This window comes from Amycolatopsis sp. NPDC114504 (assembly GCF_055633595.1).
The window spans coordinates 138,802-160,339 of record NZ_JBVKDU010000002.1 but is presented as its reverse complement, the minus strand read 5'-3'; the positions used below and the strand labels follow the sequence as shown (position 1 = coordinate 160,339).

Annotated in this window: 24 protein-coding genes; 14 read left to right on the top strand and 10 right to left on the bottom strand. The window is 70.6% G+C overall.

The genetic code is table 11. From position 1 onward, the window contains the following. Positions 1-2: 2 nt before the first annotated feature. Positions 3-1,184: an ABC transporter ATP-binding protein gene (locus ACZ7PG_RS12270; RefSeq protein ID WP_360469667.1), complete on the top strand. Its 1,182-nt coding sequence runs from the start codon at positions 3-5 to the stop codon at positions 1,182-1,184. Positions 1,185-1,235: 51 nt separating this feature from the next. Here ACZ7PG_RS12270 and ACZ7PG_RS12265 read toward each other — a convergent pair whose 3' ends face one another. The 4 genes from ACZ7PG_RS12265 to ACZ7PG_RS12250 form a co-directional block, all read right to left on the bottom strand. Then, complete coding sequence (locus tag ACZ7PG_RS12265; protein WP_470239172.1) at positions 1,236-1,808, bottom strand: dihydrofolate reductase family protein; 573 nt, start codon at positions 1,806-1,808, stop codon at positions 1,236-1,238. After that, positions 1,805-3,013, bottom strand: a complete 1,209-nt coding sequence (locus ACZ7PG_RS12260) for an RNA polymerase sigma factor (RefSeq protein ID WP_470239171.1) — start codon at positions 3,011-3,013, stop codon at positions 1,805-1,807. Before ACZ7PG_RS12260 ends, ACZ7PG_RS12265 begins: the two co-directional genes overlap by 4 nt. Further along, positions 3,013-3,372 (bottom strand): YciI family protein, encoded by a 360-nt coding sequence (locus ACZ7PG_RS12255; protein WP_470239170.1) that lies wholly within the window; start codon positions 3,370-3,372, stop codon positions 3,013-3,015. Before ACZ7PG_RS12255 ends, ACZ7PG_RS12260 begins: the two co-directional genes overlap by 1 nt. Positions 3,373-3,490: 118 nt before the next feature. Continuing rightward, positions 3,491-4,363, bottom strand: coding sequence for a hypothetical protein (locus tag ACZ7PG_RS12250; protein WP_470240738.1), 873 nt, complete (start codon positions 4,361-4,363; stop codon positions 3,491-3,493). A gap of 284 nt (positions 4,364-4,647) precedes the next feature. On the opposite strand from ACZ7PG_RS12250, the gene ACZ7PG_RS12245 reads away from it, so the two are divergent. After that, entirely contained in the window at positions 4,648-4,845 is a 198-nt protein-coding gene (locus tag ACZ7PG_RS12245; protein ID WP_155549215.1) for a PspC domain-containing protein, read from the top strand. A 24-nt stretch (positions 4,846-4,869) separates the two neighbouring features. Here the strand turns inward: ACZ7PG_RS12245 and ACZ7PG_RS12240 are convergent, their stop codons facing one another. Then, the gene (locus tag ACZ7PG_RS12240) at positions 4,870-5,535 is read right to left on the bottom strand and encodes a TetR/AcrR family transcriptional regulator (protein WP_470239169.1); all 666 of its coding nucleotides are present in this window, start codon (positions 5,533-5,535) and stop codon (positions 4,870-4,872) included. A 119-nt stretch (positions 5,536-5,654) separates the two neighbouring features. On the opposite strand from ACZ7PG_RS12240, the gene ACZ7PG_RS12235 reads away from it, so the two are divergent. The 3 genes from ACZ7PG_RS12235 to ACZ7PG_RS12225 all read left to right on the top strand — a co-directional run bounded on the left by ACZ7PG_RS12235 (position 5,655) and on the right by ACZ7PG_RS12225 (position 8,462). Continuing rightward, entirely contained in the window at positions 5,655-7,154 is a 1,500-nt protein-coding gene (locus ACZ7PG_RS12235) for an MFS transporter (RefSeq protein WP_470239168.1), read from the top strand. A 64-nt stretch (positions 7,155-7,218) separates the two neighbouring features. Beyond that, positions 7,219-7,713, top strand: a complete 495-nt coding sequence (locus tag ACZ7PG_RS12230) for a SigE family RNA polymerase sigma factor (protein WP_470239167.1) — start codon at positions 7,219-7,221, stop codon at positions 7,711-7,713. Continuing rightward, complete coding sequence (locus ACZ7PG_RS12225; protein ID WP_470239166.1) at positions 7,713-8,462, top strand: hypothetical protein; 750 nt, start codon at positions 7,713-7,715, stop codon at positions 8,460-8,462. Before ACZ7PG_RS12230 ends, ACZ7PG_RS12225 begins: the two co-directional genes overlap by 1 nt. On the opposite strand, the gene ACZ7PG_RS12220 is transcribed toward ACZ7PG_RS12225, so the two are convergent. From ACZ7PG_RS12220 to corA, 3 genes are all read right to left on the bottom strand, one after another. Then, positions 8,459-9,298, bottom strand: a complete 840-nt coding sequence (locus tag ACZ7PG_RS12220) for a chromosome partitioning protein ParB (protein ID WP_470239165.1) — start codon at positions 9,296-9,298, stop codon at positions 8,459-8,461. The genes ACZ7PG_RS12225 and ACZ7PG_RS12220 overlap by 4 nt on opposite strands. Beyond that, on the bottom strand, positions 9,295-9,945 hold the full coding sequence (locus ACZ7PG_RS12215) for a metallophosphoesterase family protein (RefSeq protein ID WP_470239164.1): 651 nt from the start codon (positions 9,943-9,945) through the stop codon (positions 9,295-9,297). Before ACZ7PG_RS12215 ends, ACZ7PG_RS12220 begins: the two co-directional genes overlap by 4 nt. Before the next feature lie 180 nt (positions 9,946-10,125). After that, complete coding sequence (corA, locus tag ACZ7PG_RS12210; RefSeq protein ID WP_470239163.1) at positions 10,126-11,208, bottom strand: magnesium/cobalt transporter CorA; 1,083 nt, start codon at positions 11,206-11,208, stop codon at positions 10,126-10,128. 315 nt (positions 11,209-11,523) lie between these two features. Between corA and ACZ7PG_RS12205 the strand changes: the two genes are divergently transcribed. After that, positions 11,524-12,027 (top strand): MaoC family dehydratase, encoded by a 504-nt coding sequence (locus ACZ7PG_RS12205; protein WP_013223004.1) that lies wholly within the window; start codon positions 11,524-11,526, stop codon positions 12,025-12,027. 7 nt (positions 12,028-12,034) lie between these two features. Continuing rightward, positions 12,035-13,126, top strand: a complete 1,092-nt coding sequence (locus ACZ7PG_RS12200; protein WP_470239162.1) for a DUF2332 domain-containing protein — start codon at positions 12,035-12,037, stop codon at positions 13,124-13,126. A 60-nt stretch (positions 13,127-13,186) separates the two neighbouring features. Here ACZ7PG_RS12200 and ACZ7PG_RS12195 read toward each other — a convergent pair whose 3' ends face one another. After that, a complete protein-coding gene (locus ACZ7PG_RS12195; RefSeq protein WP_470239161.1) occupies positions 13,187-13,600 on the bottom strand; it encodes an NUDIX hydrolase in 414 nt (137 codons plus the stop codon). A 195-nt stretch (positions 13,601-13,795) separates the two neighbouring features. On the opposite strand from ACZ7PG_RS12195, the gene ACZ7PG_RS12190 reads away from it, so the two are divergent. From ACZ7PG_RS12190 to ACZ7PG_RS12160, 7 genes are all read left to right on the top strand, one after another. Continuing rightward, entirely contained in the window at positions 13,796-13,960 is a 165-nt protein-coding gene (locus tag ACZ7PG_RS12190; protein ID WP_196425937.1) for a hypothetical protein, read from the top strand. Positions 13,961-13,981: 21 nt separating this feature from the next. Next, positions 13,982-14,542 (top strand): PH domain-containing protein, encoded by a 561-nt coding sequence (locus ACZ7PG_RS12185; RefSeq protein WP_003095467.1) that lies wholly within the window; start codon positions 13,982-13,984, stop codon positions 14,540-14,542. 49 nt (positions 14,543-14,591) lie between these two features. Next, positions 14,592-15,455, top strand: a complete 864-nt coding sequence (locus ACZ7PG_RS12180; RefSeq protein WP_470239160.1) for a PHP domain-containing protein — start codon at positions 14,592-14,594, stop codon at positions 15,453-15,455. 1 nt (position 15,456) lies between these two features. Continuing rightward, positions 15,457-16,086, top strand: coding sequence for a MarC family protein (locus tag ACZ7PG_RS12175; RefSeq protein ID WP_364523743.1), 630 nt, complete (start codon positions 15,457-15,459; stop codon positions 16,084-16,086). A gap of 125 nt (positions 16,087-16,211) precedes the next feature. After that, the gene (locus tag ACZ7PG_RS12170) at positions 16,212-18,689 is read left to right on the top strand and encodes an alpha-L-rhamnosidase-related protein (RefSeq protein ID WP_470239159.1); all 2,478 of its coding nucleotides are present in this window, start codon (positions 16,212-16,214) and stop codon (positions 18,687-18,689) included. Between the two features lie 82 nt (positions 18,690-18,771). Continuing rightward, positions 18,772-19,623, top strand: a complete 852-nt coding sequence (locus tag ACZ7PG_RS12165; protein WP_470240737.1) for a RecB family exonuclease — start codon at positions 18,772-18,774, stop codon at positions 19,621-19,623. 12 nt (positions 19,624-19,635) lie between these two features. Then, on the top strand, positions 19,636-20,109 hold the full coding sequence (locus tag ACZ7PG_RS12160; protein WP_470239158.1) for a hypothetical protein: 474 nt from the start codon (positions 19,636-19,638) through the stop codon (positions 20,107-20,109). Positions 20,110-20,212: 103 nt separating this feature from the next. On the opposite strand, the gene ACZ7PG_RS12155 is transcribed toward ACZ7PG_RS12160, so the two are convergent. After that, positions 20,213-21,538 (bottom strand): Rv3212 family protein, encoded by a 1,326-nt coding sequence (locus ACZ7PG_RS12155; RefSeq protein ID WP_470239157.1) that lies wholly within the window; start codon positions 21,536-21,538, stop codon positions 20,213-20,215.

Here is a 21,538-nt window from a genome sequence, read left to right as displayed (position 1 = left end):
TCATGGCAGAAATCGTCCTCGACAAGGTGTCGAAGAAGTACCCCGACGGCGCGCTCGCGGTGTCCGAAGTGGACATCACCATCGCCGACGGCGAGTTCCTGGTGCTGGTCGGGCCGTCCGGCTGCGGGAAGTCGACCATGCTGAACATGGTGGCGGGCCTGGAGGACATCTCCTCCGGCGAGCTGCGCATCGACGGCAAGCGCGTCAACGAGAAGGCCCCGAAGGACCGGGACATCGCGATGGTGTTCCAGTCCTACGCGCTCTACCCGCACATGAGCGTGCGGGAGAACATGGCCTTCCCGCTGCGGCTGGCCAAGGTCGACGACCAGACGGTGCGGGCGAAGGTGGAGGAAGCGGCGACGATCCTCGACCTGACCGCGCACCTGGACCGCAAGCCGGCCAACCTCTCCGGTGGCCAGCGCCAGCGCGTCGCGATGGGCCGGGCGATCGTCCGGAACCCGAAGGCGTTCCTGATGGACGAGCCACTGTCCAACCTGGACGCCAAGCTCCGCGGCCAGATGCGGACGTCGGTGTCGAAGATCCAGAAGCAGCTCGGCACGACGACGCTGTACGTCACACACGACCAGACTGAGGCCATGACCCTCGGCGACCGGGTCGTGGTGCTGCGCGGCGGGTTCGTGCAGCAGATCGGCGCCCCGCAGTTCCTCTACGAGAACCCGGCGAACCTGTTCGTCGCGGGGTTCATCGGCTCGCCGTCGATGAACTTCGTGCCGGCCACGCTGGAGAACAACGAACTGCGGACGCCGCTCGGGGTCACGCCGCTGACGGACCGGATCCGGCAGCTGGTGGAGAAGGCGGACGCGCCGCGCGAGGTGCTGGTCGGCATCCGGCCGGAGCACTTCGAGGACGCTGCGCTCGTCGACGCGGCCCAGAAGTCCGGCGGCGGCACGTTCACCGCGCACATCGACGTCCTCGAGTCGATGGGCTCGGAGAAGTTCGCCCACTTCACGGTGGAGGGTGAGACGGCGACGTCCGCGGAACTGGCGGAACTGGCCGCGGACAGCGGTTCGGCCGACGTCCCCGGCTCGGAGTCCCAGATCGTGGCCCGCCTCTCGGCGGAGTCGTCGGCGAAGGAGAACGAGGACCTCGAGGTCTGGTACGACGCGGACAAGATCAAGCTGTTCGACCCGTCGAACGGCAAGAACCTCACCTACGAGGACTGACTCGCGAGTCCGTGAAGGCCACCTCGGCTCCGAGGTGGCCTTCACGGCGTTTCAGGGGTGCGGCGTGGGGCGGTAGACCAGCTCCTGGATGCTGCCGTCGAGCGTCCGGGTCTCGAGCAGCTCGAGGTCGAAGTCCCCGGCACCGGCGAAGATCGGGTTCACGCCGGTCTTGCCGGTGATGACCGGGTAGAGCGTCACCTGGACGCGGTCGACCACGCCGGCGGCCAGCAGCGCCCGGTTCATCGCGAGGCTGCCGTGCGAGCGCAGCGGTACGTCGGACTCCTTCTTGAGCCGGCCCACGACGTCGACGGCGTCGCCGCCCAGGACGGTCGCGTCCGGCCAGTCGAGCGTCTCTCCGAGGGTGTTCGAGACGACCGTGGCCGGCAGGTCCCGCAGCCGCCGCACCCAGGGGTCGAGCTCGTCGTCGGGGACGCCCGCCAGCATCGCCACGTTCGTCCGGAAGGTCGTGGCGCCGAAGACCATCCGCTGGTCCGCCTCGTACTGGGCCAGGCGGTGCGCGAGCAGCTCGGGGCCCTGCTTGCCCCAGTAGCCACCCCAGTCGCCGTGGTGGTCACCGAAGCCGTCGAGGCTGCAGAAGACGTCGAAGGTGTAGGTGGCGGTCAAGGTCGCGTCCTTTCATCGTCCGGAGCCAGGCGGGCTCGCCGGGTCTCCAGGAAGGTCCGTTCGGTTTCGTTGCCGGCCAGCGCGATCGCCTCGTCGTAGGCGGTGGCGGCCTCGGCGAGCCGGCCGAGGCGGGTCAGCAGGTCCGCGCGGGTGGCGGGCAGCAGGTGGTAGCCCGGCAGGTCCAGGTCTTCGATGGTGGCCAGCGCCAGCGCCGGGCCGTGCACCTCGGCGACGGCGACCGCGCGGTTGAGCGCGACGATCGGCGTCGGGTTCTGCGCCAGCAGCTGGTCGTAGAGCGCCAGCACCTGCGTCCAGTCGGTCGACGGCCCGTCCGTGTGCACGGCGTTGATCGCGGCCTGCAGCTGGTACGGCCCCGGCCGGTTGCGGCGCAGGCACCGCCGCACGAGCTCGTGCCCCTCGGCGATCAGCTCCCGGTTCCAGCGCGACCGGTCCTGCCGCGCGAGCACCACCAGCTCACCCGAGGGACCCACCCGCGCCGGCCGCCGGGCTTCGGTGAGCAGCAGCAGCGCCAGCAGCCCGAGGACCTCGGGCTCGTCCGGCATCAGCTCGGCGAGCGCCCGCGCGAGGCGGACGGCGTCGGCGCACAGGTCCGTCCGCAGCAGCTCCCCGGACGTCGACGCGTACCCCTCGTTGAAGATCAGGTACAGCACGGTGAGCACCGAGGCCAGCCGGTCGGGGAGCTCGGCGGCGTCCGGCACGCGGTAGGGGATCCCGGCGTCGCGGATCTTCTTCTTCGCGCGGACGATCCGCTGCGAGATGGTCGCTTCCGGGACGAGGTAGGCGCGCGCGATCTCGGGCACCTCCAGGCCGCCGAGCAGCCGCAGGGTGAGTGCCGTCCGCGCGAGTGGCGACAGCGCCGGGTGACAGCAGGTGAAGATCAGGCTGAGCTGGTCGTCGCGCACCGGTCCCACCTCCTCGGGTTCGTCGGGTTGCCGCAGCAGCAACGCCTGCGCGTGCCGGGCTTCGCGGGTGCTTTCCCGGCGCAGGCGGTCGATCGCCCGGTTGCGGGCGGTGGTCACGATCCACGCGCCCGGGTTGGGCGGCAGGGCGTCGCCCCACTTCGTGACGGCCACCGCGAACGCGTCCTGCACGGCCTCCTCGGCGAGCCCGATGTCCCCGAGGATGCGCGTCAGCGTGGCCACGCACCGGCCGTACTCCGCCCGGTAGACGCCGTCCAGGTCCATCAGCGCCGGCGCGAGCCGTCGTCGAACGGGCGCACCTCGATCGGCTGCCGGCAGGCCAGCGAGCACTTCTCGGCCCAGGCGAGCGCCTGGTCGAGGTCGTCGGCCTGGATCACCCAGAACCCGCCGAGCTGCTCCTTCGTCTCGGCGAACGGGCCGTCGGTGATCGTGGTGGTGCCACCCGCGGTGCGCACGACCGTCGAGGCGTCCGAGTGCTGCAGGCCGCCGACGAACACCCACACCCCGGCGTTCTTCATCTCGTCGACGACCTGGCCGGTGCGGGCCATCTGCGCCTGCAGCTCTTCTTCGGGCTCCGGCGGCGCGCTTTCGTCGAGCTGGACGGCGAGCAGGTACTGCCTCATCACGGGCTCCTTCCTCCGGGCGGGGCGACCGGCTCGGTGCCGGTCCCTCACCCTGGCTACGAACAGGCTGGGCGCCGTTCGACATCGCCAGGAGAAAAGTTTTGGGGAAAGTCGCGGGTTACGCCATGGGGAGGCGCGGCAGGATCGCGTTCGCCGCGGTGCGGGCCAGCGCGCACGTGGCGTCGCCCGCCGTGCCGGCCGTCTCCACCACGCTGAGCTCCGCCAGCTCGCGGCGGCCGGGCAGGCCCGGCGCCGGCTGCGTGGTGTCGACCAGGCAGAACGCACCCGTGACGCGGACCAGGGCCTCGCGGCCGCCGAGCGTCTCGGGCGGGCCGGCCGGGGCCGTCGCCTCGTCCGTCTGCACGGTCAGCTTGAAGCTCACCTTGCCGCGGATGCAGCTGTGCCCGGACAGTCCGATCGCCGGCCGGCTGCCGGCACCCGCGACGGCGCCGAGGTCGGGGGTGTCCAGCAGCACGCACGGCGCCACCAGGCCCCACGAGCGGTCCGGGAACTTCAGCCGGCCCACCTTGTCCGCGGTGACCGCGGCCAGCACCGAGCCGACGGCCGCGTCCGCGACGCCGCAACGGCCGTCCTGGTCGTCACCGGCGTCGGTGACCGAGAGGTCGAGCCGGTTGCCGTCGGCGAAGGTGATCGCCCGGGTGCACGCGCTGCGGTCGTTGAACATCGACTGCTGCACCGCGACGCCGTCGGGCACCGGCCCTTCGTAGGTGTAGGGCTTGATGTTCGGGTCGGAGTCGAAGGCCAGCGGCCCCACCAGGATCGTGCGCCCGCCGGCGTCGGCCCGGCAGGTCTCGAACGTCGGGGTGGTGACCGCGCCCGGTGCGACCTTGGGCACGTCGAGCAGGCTGCAGTAGTCGACGGTCGCGAAGTCCCCGAGCGCGGCGGAAGCGGTCAGCGGCGTGGGCCCCGACGACGTCTCGGGAGCGGCCTGGGTCGTCGCGCACCCGGCGGTGAGCAGGGCGCAGAGCATGGCGACGACCAAGGAAAGCGGACGCGGGTACACGGTGTGCAAGTATCACCGGATCGAAGCGAAAAACCAGCCCTGACGGGGACATCTCTCAAAGTTTTTCGCGCCCCGCAAGGAGAACGCGCAGGTCACCGCTTTCCGCACCGGTTTCCCGGGTTTCGCCGGGGCTTCCGAACGAATTTCGCTTTTACCGTCCCCTAAGGGAGCGATCCTTCTCGCGAGCGATGCGGAAGCGGGTGCTCCGGTGGTCAACTGGGGATATCGAACTTCGAGGAAAGGGAAAGACGATGAGCGCACCGGTCACCACACGACGGCTGTCCCGTCCCCGCTACGGCCGCATGATCGGCGGCGTGTGCGCGGGTCTCGCCCAGCGGTGGGGCATGAAGACCAGCACCGTGCGGCTGCTGGCCGTGCTGTCCTGCCTGCTGCCCGGGCCGCAGTTCGTGGCCTACCTGATCCTGTGGGCGATCATCCCGTCCGAGTGACGGCGACTCGGCGCGAGCGGTGTTTCAGGGGCGCCAGCAGGACATCGCTTCGTCGACCTCGTCCACCCCGAGTGGCGGGTGAGGTAGTTCAGACGGCTTGCCGGGCTGCGCGCGCAGCCCGTCCAGCAGCATCGCCAGGCAGCGGCGCCACAGGTCCGGCTCCACCGCGGACGTGAACTCGATCGCCGAGCCGACCATCATGTGCAGCAGGGGGATGTCCGTCGGGGAGAAGTCGGCGCGCAGGCCGCCCGCCGCCTTCGCCCGCTCGACGAGCTGTGTGATCAAGGGCACCATGCGGGCCTTTTCTTCGGCGACGTGCTCGTGGCCGAACTTGTTGGACAGCATGATCTCGCGCAGTCCGCGGTCCCCGGAGTGAAGCTCGATCGACTTCCAGGTGAAGTCGACGAACGCCTGCCAGGCGTCCTCGGCCTTGAGCGCTTCCTCCGCGAGATCGCCGATTTCTTCCATCCGTTCGGCGAACATGGCTTCGACCAGGTGTTCCTTGCTGGGGAAGCGCCGGTACACCGTGCCGACGCCAAGACCGGCGTGGTGCGCGATGTCGTCGAGCGTGGCTTCGAGGCCTCGTCGGCCGAAGACTTCCCTGGCCGACTGGAGGATGCGGCGGCGGTTGAGTTCGGCGTCGCGCCGCAGCGGCCGCGCCGGTGCGGCGGGACCTGCGTCCCGTGTCATGCCACCAGTCTAGCTCACAAAGTAGAGGCACCCTCTCCGGTTTGTGTGTACCTTGGGACGCGTAAGGGGAGATACCTACTCCACATAGCTTCCTGATCACTCCCAGTGAGGGGACACCCATGTCCGAATCCACTCTCGCCGTCGCGCCGCCGGGGGACGCGCGCGCCGCCGAGAACCCCCACCACAGCCGCCGGTGGCTGATCCTGGTGATGATCGGGCTGGCGCAGCTGATGGTCGTGCTGGACGCGACCGTCGTGAACATCGCGCTGCCCTCCGCCCAGGTCGACCTGGGCTTTTCCAACGACGCCCGCCAGTGGGTCGTCACGGCTTACGCGCTCGCGTTCGGCAGCCTGCTGCTGCTCGGCGGGCGGCTCGCGGACGTCTTCGGCCGCAAGAACGCGCTGCTCGTCGGCCTGGCCGGCTTCGCCGCGGTGTCCGCGCTCGGGGGCGCGGCCACCAACATCGAAATGCTGCTGGTCGCCCGCGCGGCGCAGGGTGTGTTCGGCGCGCTGCTCGCGCCGGCCGCGCTTTCGCTGCTGACCACGACGTTCACCGACCCGAAGGAGCGCGGTCGCGCGTTCGGCGTGTTCGGTGCCATCGGCGGTGGCGGCGCGGCGGTCGGGCTGCTGCTCGGCGGGGTGCTCACCGAGTACCTCGACTGGCGCTGGTGCATGTTCGTCAACATCATCTTCGCGGTCATCGCGTTCGTCGGCAGCTCCGTCCTGCTGAGCAACCAGAAGGACGGCGGCCCGCGCCCGAAGCTCGACCTGCCGGGCACGGTCACCGCGTCGGCCGGTCTGTTCGCGCTGGTCTACGGCTTCGCGAACGCCGAGTCGAACTCGTGGTCGTCGGCCTCGGTCTGGGGCTTCCTGACGGCCGGCGTCGTGCTGCTGGGCGTGTTCGTGTGGCTGCAGCAGCGCGTCTCGCACCCGCTGCTCCCGCTGCGCGTGCTGCTGGACCGCAACCGCGGCGGCTCGTACCTGGCGATGTTCCTGCTGGCCATCGGCATGTTCGCGATCTTCCTGTTCCTGACGTTCTACGTGCAGCAGAACCTGAAGTTCACGCCGATCGAGAGCGGCGTCGGCTTCCTGCCGATGGTCGCGACGCTGATGCTGGCCGCGACGACGGCGACGGCCGTGCTGCTGCCGCGGTTCGGCCCGCGTCCGCTGGTGCCGACGGGCATGGCGATCGCCGCGGTCGGGCTGTTCTGGCTGAGCGGCATCGGGCTCGAGAGCACGTACGCGTCCGGCGTCCTCGGCCCGCTGCTGGTGATGGGCTTCGGCATCGGCCTGGCGATGGCGCCGGCGATGAGCGTCGCGACGTTCGGCGTCGAGGCGCACGACGCGGGTGTCGCGTCGGCCGCGGTCAACACGATGCAGCAGGTCGGCGGTTCGATCGGCACGGCGCTGCTGTCGACGCTGGCCGGCAACGCGGCGACTTCGTACCTCGCGGACAAGGTCCCGACCCCGCAGCTGGCGGCCGAGGCGGCGATCGAGAGCTACACGACGGCGTTCACGTGGGCCGCGGTGATCTTCGCGGTGGGTGCGGTGCTCAGCGGCCTGCTGCTGCAGTCGGGCGTCCCGAAGGGTGAGGCGGCGCCGGGCGCCGTCCACATGTAAGTCCGCTTGAACCTTCCCGGCCCTCCGCGCACTAGTAACACTGAAAGGTGCGAAGGAGGGCCGGGTGGGGGCGTCGAGAGACCTCGATTTCAGCGAGTACTTCGCCGCGCGGGTGCAGCGGTTCCGCCGCGTGGCGTTCGCCTTCTGCGGCGACTGGCACCAGGCCGAAGACCTGGTCCAGGCCATGTTCGTGCAGCTGTACCGCCGCTGGCGGCGCGTCCGGCCGGACACGGTCGACGCGTACGCCCGCCGCATCCTGCTGAACCTGTTCCTCGCCGGCCGGCGGACCTCCGCGCGCGAGTACGTGACGTCGGTGGTGCCGGAACAGGAGTCACCGCCAGGCCGTGACACGCACGCGCGGCTCGACGTCGAACGCGCGCTGGCCGACCTCACGCCCCGGCAGCGCGCGATGGTCGTGCTGCGGTTCCTCGAAGACCTCCCGGTGGCGGAGGTCGCTTCGCTGCTCGGCGTCGCCGAGGGCACGGTCAAGTCCCAGACGGCCCGCGGGGTCGAGGCGCTGCGCGCGGTCCTGCCCGCGCCGACGGGGGAGGAGCGGTGATGAAGGACATCCGATCCGCCTTGACGGCCTACGTGACCGAAGGCGAGCCCCCGCTGGGTCTCTCCACGGCCGGCGTGCTGGCGTCGGCCCGCCGTTCGCGACGGCAGCACCTGCTCACGGGGGCGGTGGCGCTGGTCGTGGTGGTGCTCGCGCTCGGGCTGGCGGTGGTGGTGCTGCCGCACCGCGCCCCGGTGGCAGCGCCGCCGTGCCCCACGGCGTCGGACACGCGCGCGGCGATCGTCGACCGGCTGAGCTGCCTGATCGGCAACGCGGTCCGGTCGATGCTCGACCCCGACGTGCGGATCACGCGGTTGACGACCCCGGGGGAGACCCCGCCGGCCGATCCGTTCCACCTGGTCGCCGACCCGATGGGGGACGCGCCGCGGGAAGCGCTGTTCCACATGGGCGTCCGGGTGACGGACGCGCGCGGGACGGGCTCGGTGTACGTGCTGATGCTGCCGTCCGGAGCAGCGGGGACGCCCCGGTGCGGCCGCCCCACGACGGTCGAGGTCCGGTGCGGGGTGGAGCAGCTCCCCGAGGGCGGCCTGATGCTGAGCACGGACCGGACTTCGGGCGCGCTGAGCTTCCGGGCGTCGTTGTCGGCACCGTGGGGATACCTGCAGGTCTGGTCGAACAACAGCGGGGTGCTGGAGCAGAAGGACGTCCACCTGCCGGAGCAGCGCCCGGAGCCGGTCTTGACGGAGGACCAGGTCCGGCGGCTGGCGTTGACGCCGGGGCTCGGTTTCTAACGTCCCTTGGCTCGCAACGCTTCGATGACCTCGTCGTCCCAGCGGTGGGTGCGGATCAGCCGGTACCGCTCCGCCGCCACCCACATGTACGCCTCGGCGTCCGTGCGGTCGCCGATCATGTCCGCCTGCCGCAGCATCCCGACCACCGGCACGAACTCCTCGTCGAACCACCGCTGGGCCACGGTCGGCCGGTCGCAGAACTTGCCTTCGTCCTGCATCAGCCGGAAGCCCCACGCCTCCACGTGCTCGCCCAGCTTCGCGTAGTCCCACGGGTCCGAGACGATCACCGACGCCCGCGCGTGCCCGGTCAACGGCACGCGCTCCAGGAACAGCCGCCGGTAGTCCTTGACGATCAGGTCGCCTCGGTGGCGGATGCCGCTCGGGTCCAGTTTGGTCCGGACCACCGTCACGAATGCCTCTATTGTGGACAGTCCCTGCGCGAGCGCCACCGAGACGCGGTGGTGGCCGTCGATGATGAAGTGCAGCTCGCCGACGCGGTACACCTCGATCGGCGGGATCTCCTCACCCCGCCGCGCCGCCAACGCCAAGCGTTCCCAGCGCTCGCGGACCCGGCCGGTCGTCGGCCGGAAGCGGCGGTCGAAGTCGCGGCTGCGGTCGACCGTGCCGACGATCGAGTCCAGCTTGATCACCCGCAGCCCGATCCGGTGCTCGCCCGCGTACCCGAGTGCCTCCACCACCTCGTGGAACGGCAGCATGATGTTGACGTCGTCGGGCTCGCGGCGCAGCCACGTCGAAAGCCGCGAGAGCACCTGGCCCCGGCGCGCGCGGAGGAAGTCGTTCTCCGCGTCGGCGCGGGGGAACCCCGTCTCTTTCATGAGAACTCCATGATCCGGTGGCCCACCACGTTGCGGATCCGGGTTTCGCCGACGACCCGGTCCGGCACGGGTTCGCCGTGGGGGTGGATGTGCCCGTGCAGCAACCACTTCGGGCGCAGCACGTCGATCGTCCGGTGCAGGCACGCGAACCCGCGGTGCGGCGGGTCCGCCCGGTCGCCGAGGTCCAGCGGCGGCGAGTGCGTCAGCAGGACGTCGACGTCGCGGCCGTCGCGACGTCGACGCCACCGCGCGCGCCGCACCAGGCCGCGGGCCCGGCGCGCCTGCTGGCGCTGCGTCCACTGGTTCGGACCGTCGTTGTAGCGGATCGAGCCGCCGAGCCCGGCGAACCGGAGCCCGGCGACGTCGACGACCCGGCCGTCGGCGTTGACGCCGCCCGCCGGGCCCGGCCAGACCGTGGGGAAACCGTCCTTCATGGACAGTCCGCCGTAGCGCGTGTAGCCGCTCAGGTCCGGGTCGTGGTTGCCCGGCACGAACACGCACGGTGCGTCGAGCGCGCTGGCCAGGAACGCGAGGTAGTCGTAGGGGAGGTCGCCGGCACCGATGACGAGGTCGACGGCGACGGCGCGGACCGCGTCGGTCCACAGCCGCTCGTCGACCTCGTCGGAGACGACCAGCGCTTTCGGCATGGACCCAGGGTACGACCCCGGGCGTTATTTCATGCCGTGCGCGAACCCGGGGTCGGCGACGATGACGAAAGTGATGACGACGATCCACAGCACGCTGAGCGCGAGCGCCCAGAACTTCAGGTTGGACAGCATCCTGGACATGGCGGTTCTCCGAAGGGTTCCGGTGGGGAGGAAGGGGACCTAGAGCCAGCCGTTCTTCCGGAATATTCGGTACAGCAACAGGCAGATCGCCAGGATCACCGTGATCACCAGCGGGTACCCGAACTTCCAGTGCAGCTCGGGCAGGTAGTCGAAGTTCATCCCGTAGATGCCCGCGATCATCGTCGGCACGGTGATGATGGCCGCCCACGACGTGATCTTGCGCATGTCGGTGTTCTGCTGCAGGGAGATCTTCGCGACCGTCGCGTCGACCAGTGTGGACAGCAGCTCGTCGAACGCCGCCACCCGCTCGGACACGGTCGTGAGGTGGTCGGCGACGTCGCGGAAGTACGAGCGGACCTCGTCCGGCACCAGCCGCGTGTAGCCCTCGGCCAGCCGCTGGATCGGCGTCGCGAGCGGCATCACCGCCCGGCGCAGCTCGAGGACCTCCCGCTTCATCAGGTAGATCTGCTCGGCGCTGACCTGCGACCGGGGCGCGAAGACCTGCGCCTCCATCACGTCGATGTCGTTCTCGATCCGGCCCGTGACGTCGAGGTAGTGGTCGACGACGTGGTCGGTGATCGCGTGCACGACCGCGGCCGGGCCGAGCTGCAGGCGCTCGGAGTCGTCGTCGAGCTCACGGCGCAGGCGCGCCAGGCCCGAGTGGTTCCCGTGCCGGACGGTGATCACGAAGTCGCGGCCGAGGAACACCATGAGCTCGCCGGTCTCGACGATCTCGTTCGCCGTGGTGGGTGATTCGTGTTCGACGTACCGGACGGTCTTGACCACCAGGAAGAGCGTGTCGTCGTAGCGCTCCAGCTTCGGGCGCTGGTGCGCTTCGAGAGCGTCTTCGACGGCCAGCTCGTGCAGCCCGAACGTCTCCGCGATGCCCTGGATCTGCTGGGAGTCGGGCTCGTGCAGCCCGATCCAGACGAACCCCTCGTGGCGCTTGCGGACCTCTTTGATCGCTTCGATGTGCGTCCAGCGGCCGGGCAGGCGCTCGCCCGAGACGTACACCGCGCAGTCCACGACGTACGCGGACAGCGGCACCGGGACCGGGCGGACGGGGACGGCGCCCTTGTTGCCGCGGCCGCGGAGGCCGCCGAGCGAGGGAATGGCAGGCATGGGATCTCCTGGGCGTCGTGCGTGGTCGTGCGAAGACGACTGACCAGGGGCGGAACGCGTCCGCCCGGCGACACCAGCGTTCCCGGGAAAAGGCCTACCAGGAGATGAGCCGGCCGGCGGGTGTGGTGGGAACGCTGGGAGTACTAGGGAGCGGACTATCGCCACTACTCATCGGGGTTCCTCACCTCCTTCGGGCCGGGTCCAGAGTGGTGGGGCTCGCGTTGACGCGCGAACACCAATGGTTGAGGGTACTCCTCACTACGGATGCGTGTCGTACCAGCCTCACGCGGTGTTACGCGGAACAGGGAGAGACGAGTGCAGTTCGGTCGGTACTACGAGGAGTTCGAGGTCGGTGCGGTCTACAAGCACTGGCCGGGCAAAACGGTCACCGAATACGACGACCACCTCTTCTGCCTGATCACCATGAACCACCACCCGCTGCACCTCGACGCGCACTACGCCGAGGAGACCACCGACTTCGGCAAGAACGTCGTGGTCGGCAACTACGTCTACTCGCTGCTGCTGGGCATGTCCGTGCCCGACGTCTCCGGCAAGGCCATCGCGAACCTCGAGGTCGAGTCGCTGAAGCACGTCAAGCCGACCTTCCACGGCGACACCATCTACGGCGAGACCGAGGTGCTGGACAAGACGCCGTCGAAGTCGAAGGACGACCGCGGTGTCGTGTACGTCGAGACCCGCGGTTACAAGCAGGATGGCCTGATCGTGTGCACCTTCCGGCGGAAGGTGATGGTGCCCAAGCGCTCTTACGGGGAAACTCGGGGCGGGGAGCAGCCGGGCCGTCCGGTGCCCCACGAATGAGGCTCTGATGGACCTGGATCACATCAAGGAAATACTGCGCACGTTCGCGGAAGTCGAGGCCGGCGGGGTCTCGCCGTTGTACGAGCACCTGGCGACACAAGCCGCGTCGGACGACGACGTGGCGGGCCTGCTCGCCTCGGCCCGCGACGGCGAGGTGCGCGGCACGCTGCTGATGGCGACCGCGCACCGGCTCGTGCAGGCCGACCCCATCCACCCGCTTTCGCGGTACTACCCGTCGCTGGGCGGCTTCGACGGCGTCGACTCGGAGACCTGGCCGCTGTTCCGGTCGTTCCTGCTGGAGCGGGCGGACAAGGCGCGGGCCCTGATCGCCTCGCGCTACACGCAGACCAACGAGGTCCGGCGGGCCGCGCTGCTGTACCCCGGGGTGGCCCGCGCGGCGAAGGAAGCGGGCGGGAAGGTCTCGCTGCTGGAGGTCGGCTGCAGCGCGGGGCTGCTGCTGGGCCTCGACCGCTTCGGCTACCGCTACCAGTGCGACGGCGGCGAGCAGCTGACGGCGGGCCCGGCGAAGACCACGGTCGGGCTGCACTGCGCGCTCGACCTGGCGCCCGGCGCGGTGACCCCGAAGCTGCCGAAGAAGCTTGCCCTGCTCGACCGGGCCGGGCTGGACCGCGCGCCGGTGGACCTCTCGGACGAGGACGAGCTCGCGTGGCTGGAGGCGTGCGTCTGGGCCGACCAGCCGGACCGCATCCGGCTGCTGAGGACGGCGGCGGCCGAGCAGGCGAAGCACCGCCCCCGCCTCATCGCGGGCGACGGCGTCGACGACCTCGCTTCGGCCGCCGAGTCGCTGGAAGGGCCGCTGGTGGTGGTCACGAGCCATGCGCTGGCGTACTTCCCGGCCGACCGGCGGGCCGAGTTCGTCGAGCAGCTGGCCTCGCTCGCGGCTTCACGGCCGCTGTGGTGGGTGTCGGAGGAGTTCTACGGCGCCGGGCTGGAGCTGGTCCTGCCGGGACGGGACGACCTGGTGGGCGACGGGCTGGCAACGCTGGGCGTCGTGCGGTGGGAGGGCGGCAAGGCGGAGGCTCATGCCTTGGCCCGGACCGCTCCGCACGGGCAGCGGATGACCTGGCTGCCGCTTTGACGTGAGCGATGAAGGCCTCCATGCCGGCTTTATGGCCGTTATGGGGGCCTTCGCGGCTTTTCAAGCCCGCGGGAACGCGTTCCAGTCGCGGAGGGTCACGTACAGGAGATCCACCAGGGCCCCGGCCGCCTCCAGCGCCGACAGGTCTGCCGCATCGGACCAACGCGCGTCCGACGCGTCGTCACCCGCCGTGAGGACCCCGCCGGCGACCGTGCACCAGTAGTCGTGGATTTCATACGGCCCGCGGGTCACCGTCCCGACCAGTGTGCCGGGAATCACGTCGAGACCGGTCTCTTCCAAAAGCTCCCTGACCACAGCCTCTTTGTCCGTTTCGCCCGGTTCGATTCGGCCACCCGGCAGCGACCATTGCCCCGAACCGGGGTCATTCGCCCGCCGGATGAGCAGCAAGCGGCCGTGCGGGTCGAACGCGATGCCGCCGACACAGCGGATCGTGGTGCTGGTGAGGCGGTCCATGTCCCGAAGGGTAGACGTGACCGACTTGAAAACGGATGTCCTGTACACGGAGAGTAGCCGTACGGTACACTTCGGACCACGTGCTGACCCAAGCGCGGGACTTACCTCCCGTGTGCCTGTTCAGTGCGGTACAACGTAAAAGTCAGGCTTTCAGCTGTTGTCCGGTGTCACCGTAAGAGACGGGATTTGATCGCGGTGAACGTGAAGAAGATTGCGGGCCTCGCCGGTATCGCGTTGGTGCTGTTCTTCGTCATTGCCCAGCCCGGTCAGGCCGCGGGGCTTGTGGGCAACATCGTCCAGTTCCTCCGGGACTCGGCCGAATCGGTGATCACCTTCGTCAGCAACGTGTTCAAGGGCTGATCGCGAGGCTACCCTCGAACCATGTTCGCGCCTCGCGATCCCGACGAGTACCTCCTCGACACCGAGCGGCGGGTCATCCGGATCCGCCGCCACTGGGCGGTGCTGCTGTGGGACACCTTCGAAGCGGCGGCCCTGCTGGCCGTCTGCGTCCTGGTGTCCTACCTGCTGCCACCGGCGCTGTACATCGGCCAGAACATCCTCTGGTACGTCGCGCTCCTCGTCGTGCTGCGGTTCGCCTACGTGGTGATGGAGTGGTGGGTCGAGCGGCTGGTGGTCACCGACAAGCGGTTCGTCATGACCACCGGGGTGTTCACCACCAAGGTCCTGATGATGCCGATCAGCAAGGTCACCGACCTCAGCTACGTCCGCACCGCCACCGGCCGCATGATGGGCTACGGCACGATGGTCGTCGAGTCGGCCGGTCAGATCCAGGCCCTCAACAAGATCGACTTCCTGCCGCGGCCCGAAGAGTTCTACGACACGATCTCGGAGCTCGTCTTCGGTGACAAGCAGAAGCAGGCCGAGCGCTTCTCGATGATCAAGGCCCAGCGAGCCGCCCGGGGCAAGAAGCCGGTCGGCTAGCCTCATCCCGCCGCGCGTGTGACGCAGCGCATCGTCGACAATGGACCCGATGCGCATCGACCTGCACGCCCATTCCACCGCTTCCGACGGCACCGACTCGCCGGCCGGGCTCGTCGCCGCGGCCGCGAGAGCCGGGCTCGACGTCGTCGCGATCACCGACCACGACACCACCGCGGGCTGGGCGCCCGCCACCGAAGCCATGCCGCCGGGCCTGACCCTGGTCCCCGGCGCCGAGCTCTCGACGGTGTCGATCAACCCCGAAACCGGCCGTCAGATCAGCGTCCACCTGCTGGCCTACCTCTTCGACCCGACGTCCGAGCCGGTCGTCACCGAGCAGACCCGGCTGCGCGTCGAGCGCCGCACGCGCCTGCGCCGGATGGCCGAGCGGATGGCCGCCGACGGCCTCCCGATCGACGCCGACGAGATCTTCGGCCTGCTCCCCGAGGACTCGCCGCCCGGACGACCGCACCTGGCCCAGGCGCTGGTCCGGGCCGGGCTGGTCAAGTCCGTCGACGAGGCCTTCGCCGACTACCTCAGCCCGCGCCGCGGCTACTACGTCGCCCGCCGCGACACGCCGGTCGAGGAAGCCATCGACATGATCGCCGCGGCCGGCGGCGTCACGGTCATCGCGCACCCCTTCGCCTTCAGCCGCGGCGCCACGATCAGCGAAGAGACCCTCGCCGGTCTGGCCGCGCACGGGCTCACCGGCGTCGAGGCGGACCACCCCAACCACGACGCGCCGACGCGCGCCCGCACCCGCGCGCTGGCCGGTGAGCTCGGCCTGCTCGTCACCGGGTCGAGCGACTACCACGGCACGAACAAGACGATCGCGCTCGGCGAGTGCACCACCGACCCCGGGCAGCTCGAGGAGCTCGTCGCGCGCGCGACCGGCTTCCAGGTCGTGAAGAGCTGACGTGGCGATCGCCGACTTCTTCGACGCCAAGCTCTTCATGAGCGCGACGATCACCCTGGTCGTGATCATGGACCCGCCCGGCACGGTGCCGGTGTTCCTGAGCCTGGTCGGCCGCAAGCCGCTGGCGACGCGGGCGCGCGCCGCCCGGCAGGCCGTCCTGGTGTCGCTGCTGGTCATCAGCCTGTTCGCGGTCGCCGGCCAGGCGATCCTGGCCTACCTCGGCATCGGCATCCCGGCGCTGCAGGGCGCCGGCGGCCTGCTGCTCCTGCTCATCGCGCTGCAGCTGCTCACCGGCAGCGGCCACGAGCCCGAGGCGGCCGCGGAGGACGTCAACGTCGCGCTGGTGCCGCTCGGCACGCCGCTGCTGGCCGGGCCCGGCGCGATCGCCGCGACCATCGTGTTCGTCCGCCAGGCCGACGGGCACATCGGCGCGTACATCGCGCTGGCGCTGGCGATCGTCACCACGCACTTCGTGATCTACATCTGCATGCGCTACTCCGGTGTCGTCATCCGGCTGATCAAGGAAAGCGGCATCACGCTGCTGGCCAAGGTCGCCGGCCTGCTGCTCGCGGCCATCGCCGTGGAGCTCGTCGCGAACTCCGTCCGGGGCTTCATCGCCGGCGGCAGCTGACCCCGCCTTTCGGGTTGTCCTGCCGGACAGGAACCGGCGGGTTCGTTGACATCGTTGGCACGCCTCCCGCAGATTGAATCCCAGCCCAGCGGTTGAAACGATTCAAACGCCTTGCGGAGGCCTCGATGAAGTGGCTCAGAGCAATCCTGCCGGTCACGGTCCTGGTGGCGAGCGGCGTGGTCGCGGCGCCGGCGGCGACCGCCCTGCCCGGTCCGAGCTGGCAGAAGTACGTCGTCGCGCCGACGAGCCGGGACGTGCGGCCGGTGAAGGTCCTGTCCACCACCGGTGACGTCACGAACCCGGACGGCCTGCTCGGCCGGGGCGTCACGACGTTCAAGCGCCAGGCGCCGCCGCCGAAGCCGGCCTGGCCCGCGGGGACCACGGCGGCCGCGTCGTCGTTCCACGCGCCGAACAACGGCGGGAACGGCCAGCCGCGGACGTACGCGCCCGGCAACGCCGTCGACGGCAACCTCGACACGTTCTGGAACGACGACACGATCGGCGCCTACCCGGACGTCCTGACGATCACCTCGGCCGCGCCGGTGACGCTCCCCGGCGTCACTGTTCTGTCCAGTGTGGACGGTGTGCCGCAGGACTACACCGTGGAGGTGCTGGACGGCGGCGCCTGGCGCGTCGCGGCATCGGTGAGTGGCAACACCGCCGTCCAGCGGGCGGTCGCCTTCGACCGGCCGGTGACGACCGCGCAGGTCCGGATCACCGTCACGAAGGACCAGAGCACGCCTTCGGGCGAGTTCAGCCGCGTCACCGAGGTCTGGCCCGGCCTGGTCGCCGACCCGCCGGTGCCGGTCGCGGTGGTCGACTTCGGCAAGGTCGTCGCGGGGTACCCGAAGATCTCGTTCGCGGGCGCGTCGGCGAACCACCCCGGCGTCCGGGTGTCGACCTCGGAAACCCAGCAGTACCTGGGCGAACGGTCCGACTTCTCGCGCTCGGACTTCTCCGGCGGGCCGGGCAGCGACCAGATCGCGGTGCCCGCGACACCGACCGTCTGGCGGGACACCAAGGGCTGCGCTGCCGGCACGCAGGTGTGCGCGGACGGCCTGCGCGGCTTCCGCTACCTGCGGATCAGCCTCGACGCGCTCGCGTCGGACGCGCCGCTCACGCAGCCGTCCGGTGAGGTGCGGATCAACGGCGTCTCGCTCGACTTCACGCCGTTCCTCGGGACCCCGAGCAGCTACCGCGGCTGGTTCGAGTCGTCCGACGACGCCTTGAACCGCTACTGGTACGCCGCGTCCTACACGAACGAGCTGGGCATGGACACCTTCCGCGAGTCCGATGTGGACCCACGCGGCGCGTTCTCGCCTTCGCTGGACGGGAAACTGGTGCTGCACGACGGCGCCAAGCGCGACCGGGACCCGTACGTCGGCGACGTCGCGGTGTCCGGGCTGACCCAGTACCTGACCCACCAGGACGGCACCGCGGCGCGCAACGTGCTCGCCGACCTGGCCGACCACCAGCGCGCGGACGGCTGGATCCCGCCCGCGTCGATCAACAACTACACGTTGCCGCTGTTCGACTATCCGCTCTGGTGGGTGACGTCGAGCTGGGACTACGTGCTCTACACGGGTGACACCGCGTACGCGTCTTCGTACTACTCGAACCTCGTGAAGACGCTCGACGCGTGGTATCCGTCGGTCACCGATTCGCGCGGGTTGCTCTCGAAGGGCCTCAACGGCACAGGCGGCTACGGCGACTACGCGTTCCTGCCGCGGACCGGCGAAGTGACGTACTACAACGCGTTGTACGTCCGCGCGCTTCAAGGCGCAGCCGGGCTCGCTCGGGCGACCGGGCACGCGTCCGACGCGGATCGGTGGCTTTCGCGGGCTTCCGGCGTCGCGGCGGCGGTGAACCAGTACCTGTGGGACCCGGCGGCGGGGGCGTACCTCGACTCGGGGACGGGCGCGGTGCGCCACGGCCAGGACGGCAACAGCCAGGCGATCGTCGCGGGGATCGCGTCGCCGGCGCAGGCCACGTCGTCGCTGGCGCGGCTCGCGGCCGGGGCGTTGCCCTACGGGAATCCCTTCATGGACAACGACACTCTCGTCGGTGACGGGACGAAGCGCGTGTACGCGTTCACGTCGTTCCCGGAGATCCAGGCGCGGTTCCGGACCGGGCAGGCGACGTCGGCGATCGACCAGATCAAGCGGATGTACGGCTGGATGGCGTCCCACGACCCGGGCATCACGGCGTGGGAAGGCATCGGCGACGGCGGATCGCACTACGAGCAGGGCTACACGTCGGCCGCGCACGGCTGGTCGACCGGGGTCGTGCCGGCTCTGACGAACGAGCTGCTGGGCGTCTCGCCGACTTCGCCGGGCTTCGCGACGTGGACGGTTTCGCCGCACCCGGGTTCCGTTGCCTGGGCGAGGGGAGCGGTGCCGACGCCGAAGGGCGCGGTGTCGGCTTCGTGGACCCAGCAGGGTTCGGTGTTCTCGTTGACCGTGACGGCACCGCGCGGGACGTCCGGTTCGCTGGTGGTCCCGGCCGGGCGCCTGGTGCTGCTCGACGGGCGCCCGATGCGGGCCGCGGCCGGCGGTGCGCTGGCCGTTTCCGGCGGGACGCACACGGTGTTGGTGGTGCGGTAGCCGCACTTTCCGCGCGGGGCGGCCTCGCCCCGCGCGGAAAGTGTCGGTGGTGGTGCGTAGCGTGGCAGCCGTGAAGGAGCAGATGGGGTTCGACTTCGGCGTGGCGCAACCGGTGCGGCTCACGAAGGTGTCGCCGGCGCGGCTGGCCACCTTCGACGACTGCCCGCGCCGGTACCGGCTCGCGTACCTCGAACGGCCTACCCCGCAACGCACGGGGCCGTGGGCGCACAGCACGCTCGGCGCGGTGGTGCACAACGCGCTGCGGGCGTTGTTCGACCTGCCGGTGCTCAAGCGGGTGCCGCAGCGCGCGGTGGCGCTGGTGGCGGAGTTCTGGAAGGACGCGGGCTTCGAGAGCGACGAGCAGGCGGCGCGCTACCGGGCGCGCGCGAAGGGGTGGGTGGCGGAGTACGTCGAGGACAACGACGTCACGCACGACCCCGTCGGGCTCGAGCGCTGGGTGTCGGCGCCGGTCACTGCCACGCCGGGGGAGAAGCCGTCGATGATCATCGAGGGCCGCGCGGACCGCATCGACGCCCGTGACGGCGAACTGGTCATCGTGGACTACAAAACCGGACGCCGTCCGCCGGACGAGTACGAGGCCCGCGCGTCGCAGGCACTGGCGCTGTACGCGGTGGCGGCGGCGCGGACGCTGCGGATGCCGTGCACGACCGTGGAGCTGCACCACCTCCCGACCGGCACGATCGCGGCGGCCGAGCACACGCCGGAGAGCCTGCGGCGGCAGCTGCAACGCGCCGAAGAGACCGCCGGAGACCTCAGGCTGGCCACGGATACCCTGGACGCGGGCGGCGACGGGGACGTGCTGTTCCCGGCCCGCCCGGACCGCCGTTGCGCCTGGTGCGACTTCAGGCCGAGCTGCAAGGCGGGGCAGGAAGCGGCCCCGCAGATGCAGCCGTGGGACCTGCTCGCGCCGTGACAGGGAGGGAAAGTGGCTTCACCGGAGACCGACGAGCTGGCCACGGTGCCCCTGCCCGCGGGCGCCGAGCCGGTGGTTCCGCGGCAGCAGACCGAGCCGATCGCGCTTGAGCCGGACGAGGAGCAGACGGTTCCCCAGGAACGCGTCGAGCCCGAGCCGCCGGACGCGCCCGAAGAGCCCACCGCGCCTGCTGAACCCGCTGCGCCCGCGAAGCCGGGCGGCCGCTGGTGGCGCGGATTCACCGGCTCACTCGCCGCCGGACTCACGGTCCTGGCCATCGGAGTCCTGGTGGTGGCGGGAATCGACCTGAACACGGGCGCCCCGGGCCCCGGCGCGGTCCTGCTGATCGGTCACCCGGTGGCGGCGATCCTGGCCTTGCTGGCCCAGCGAGTCGCGGACCGCCGCAACGGCGCCCCGGCCGTGGGCGCCGGCCTCGCGGTCGTGCTGTTCACGGTCTCGGCCCTGACCCTCTTCTGGCTCACCTGAGCCCGGCTCGCGCGTGATGCCCCTCCAATCACGCGTGATGCCCGCGCAGACACGCGCGAAGCCCGCCCGATCACGCGCGCGGTGAAGTCGCCTGCCTGTGGCCCTACTTCAGGGCGGTCAGCGTGTCGCCGCGTTCTTCCAGCAGCACCGGGCCCGCCGCGCCCAACCGGACGACTCCGGCATAACCGCGCCGGTCCACGCCCACCGTGCGGATGGTCGAACCGTCGTTCTCGTTCAGCACCGCCAGGCCGCCCTTGATCGGGACCACCAGCTGCGCGGCGAACATGATCCCCGGGCCCGAAGCGCTGCTCAGCGTCCACCGCGGCGAAAGGTCGTCACGCGACAACGCCACCACCTTCGACCCGCTGAACCAGTACAGGTTCTGCGCCGTCTGGGTCGTCGCCTCGACGCCGCCGGGGGGATCCGCGGCCAGGTCGGCCGCCGGGACGTCCAGGGGGTAGGCCGCGCGCTGGGAACCGTCGCCGTTGTAGACCACCATCAGCTTCTGGTCCGGCAGGACCACCGCCGTCAGGTCGCCGGACATCGCGATCACGCGCGCCCGCTTGCCTGCCAGGACGCTGCTGAACGACACCGATGGCTCGTCGTCCTTCTCCGGCGCCGCCTTGTAGACCGTCAGGCGGTCGGCCGGGTCGCCCGGGCAGTGCTCGATGACGCCGACCTTGCCCGACGCCGCCGCGACCGTGCCGTACGTGCAGCCGGTGCGGGGCTGCTTGCCCGCGTTGACCAGCGCCGGGACCTGGCCGTACTCGGCGCTCTGCACCAGGTCGTCGCGCCACGTCGTCAGCAGCTTCTTGCCCGTCGCTGTCACGTGGGAACCGTCGCCGACCAGGCGCGTGCCCAGCTCCGCGTTGCCGTTGCGCTGCGCCGTGATCCGCCCGGTGCCCGGGTCGAGCTGCGTGACTTCGCTGCAGTTCTCGGTCTTGTGATAGACGGCGTTCAGCCGCCCCCACGTCTCGTTCACCGTGCACAACGGCAGGTCACGCGTGTAGTGCCAGCGGATCTGCCCGGTCAGCGGGTCGCGGGCGGCGACCTCGCCGCCGTCCGCCGTCGCCACCGTGTCGCCCGCCACCACCGGGACCGGGGTCGCGCCGCTGCGGGCGCTCCAGATCTCGGCCAGCGAGCCGGGCACCTTGTCCGGCGCCGCCGGCAACGGCGGGGGTGCCGCCGCCTCGGTCCGGTCGGTCGCCGCGCTGTCGCTCGTCACGCCGACCACCAGCGCGACGGCGACCGCGGTGACCGCGACCAGCGCCGCGATCACCCGGTCCCGCCCGCGGTTCCAAGGCGAACGACGCGCCTTGACCCGCGGGGCGGGCGGAGTGCTTTCGACGTCCTCGAGGACGTCCTCCGAGCCGTACTCGGGGGTCTCTTCGGGCGCGTCTTCAGGCGCCTTCTCGACGTCGTCGCTCAC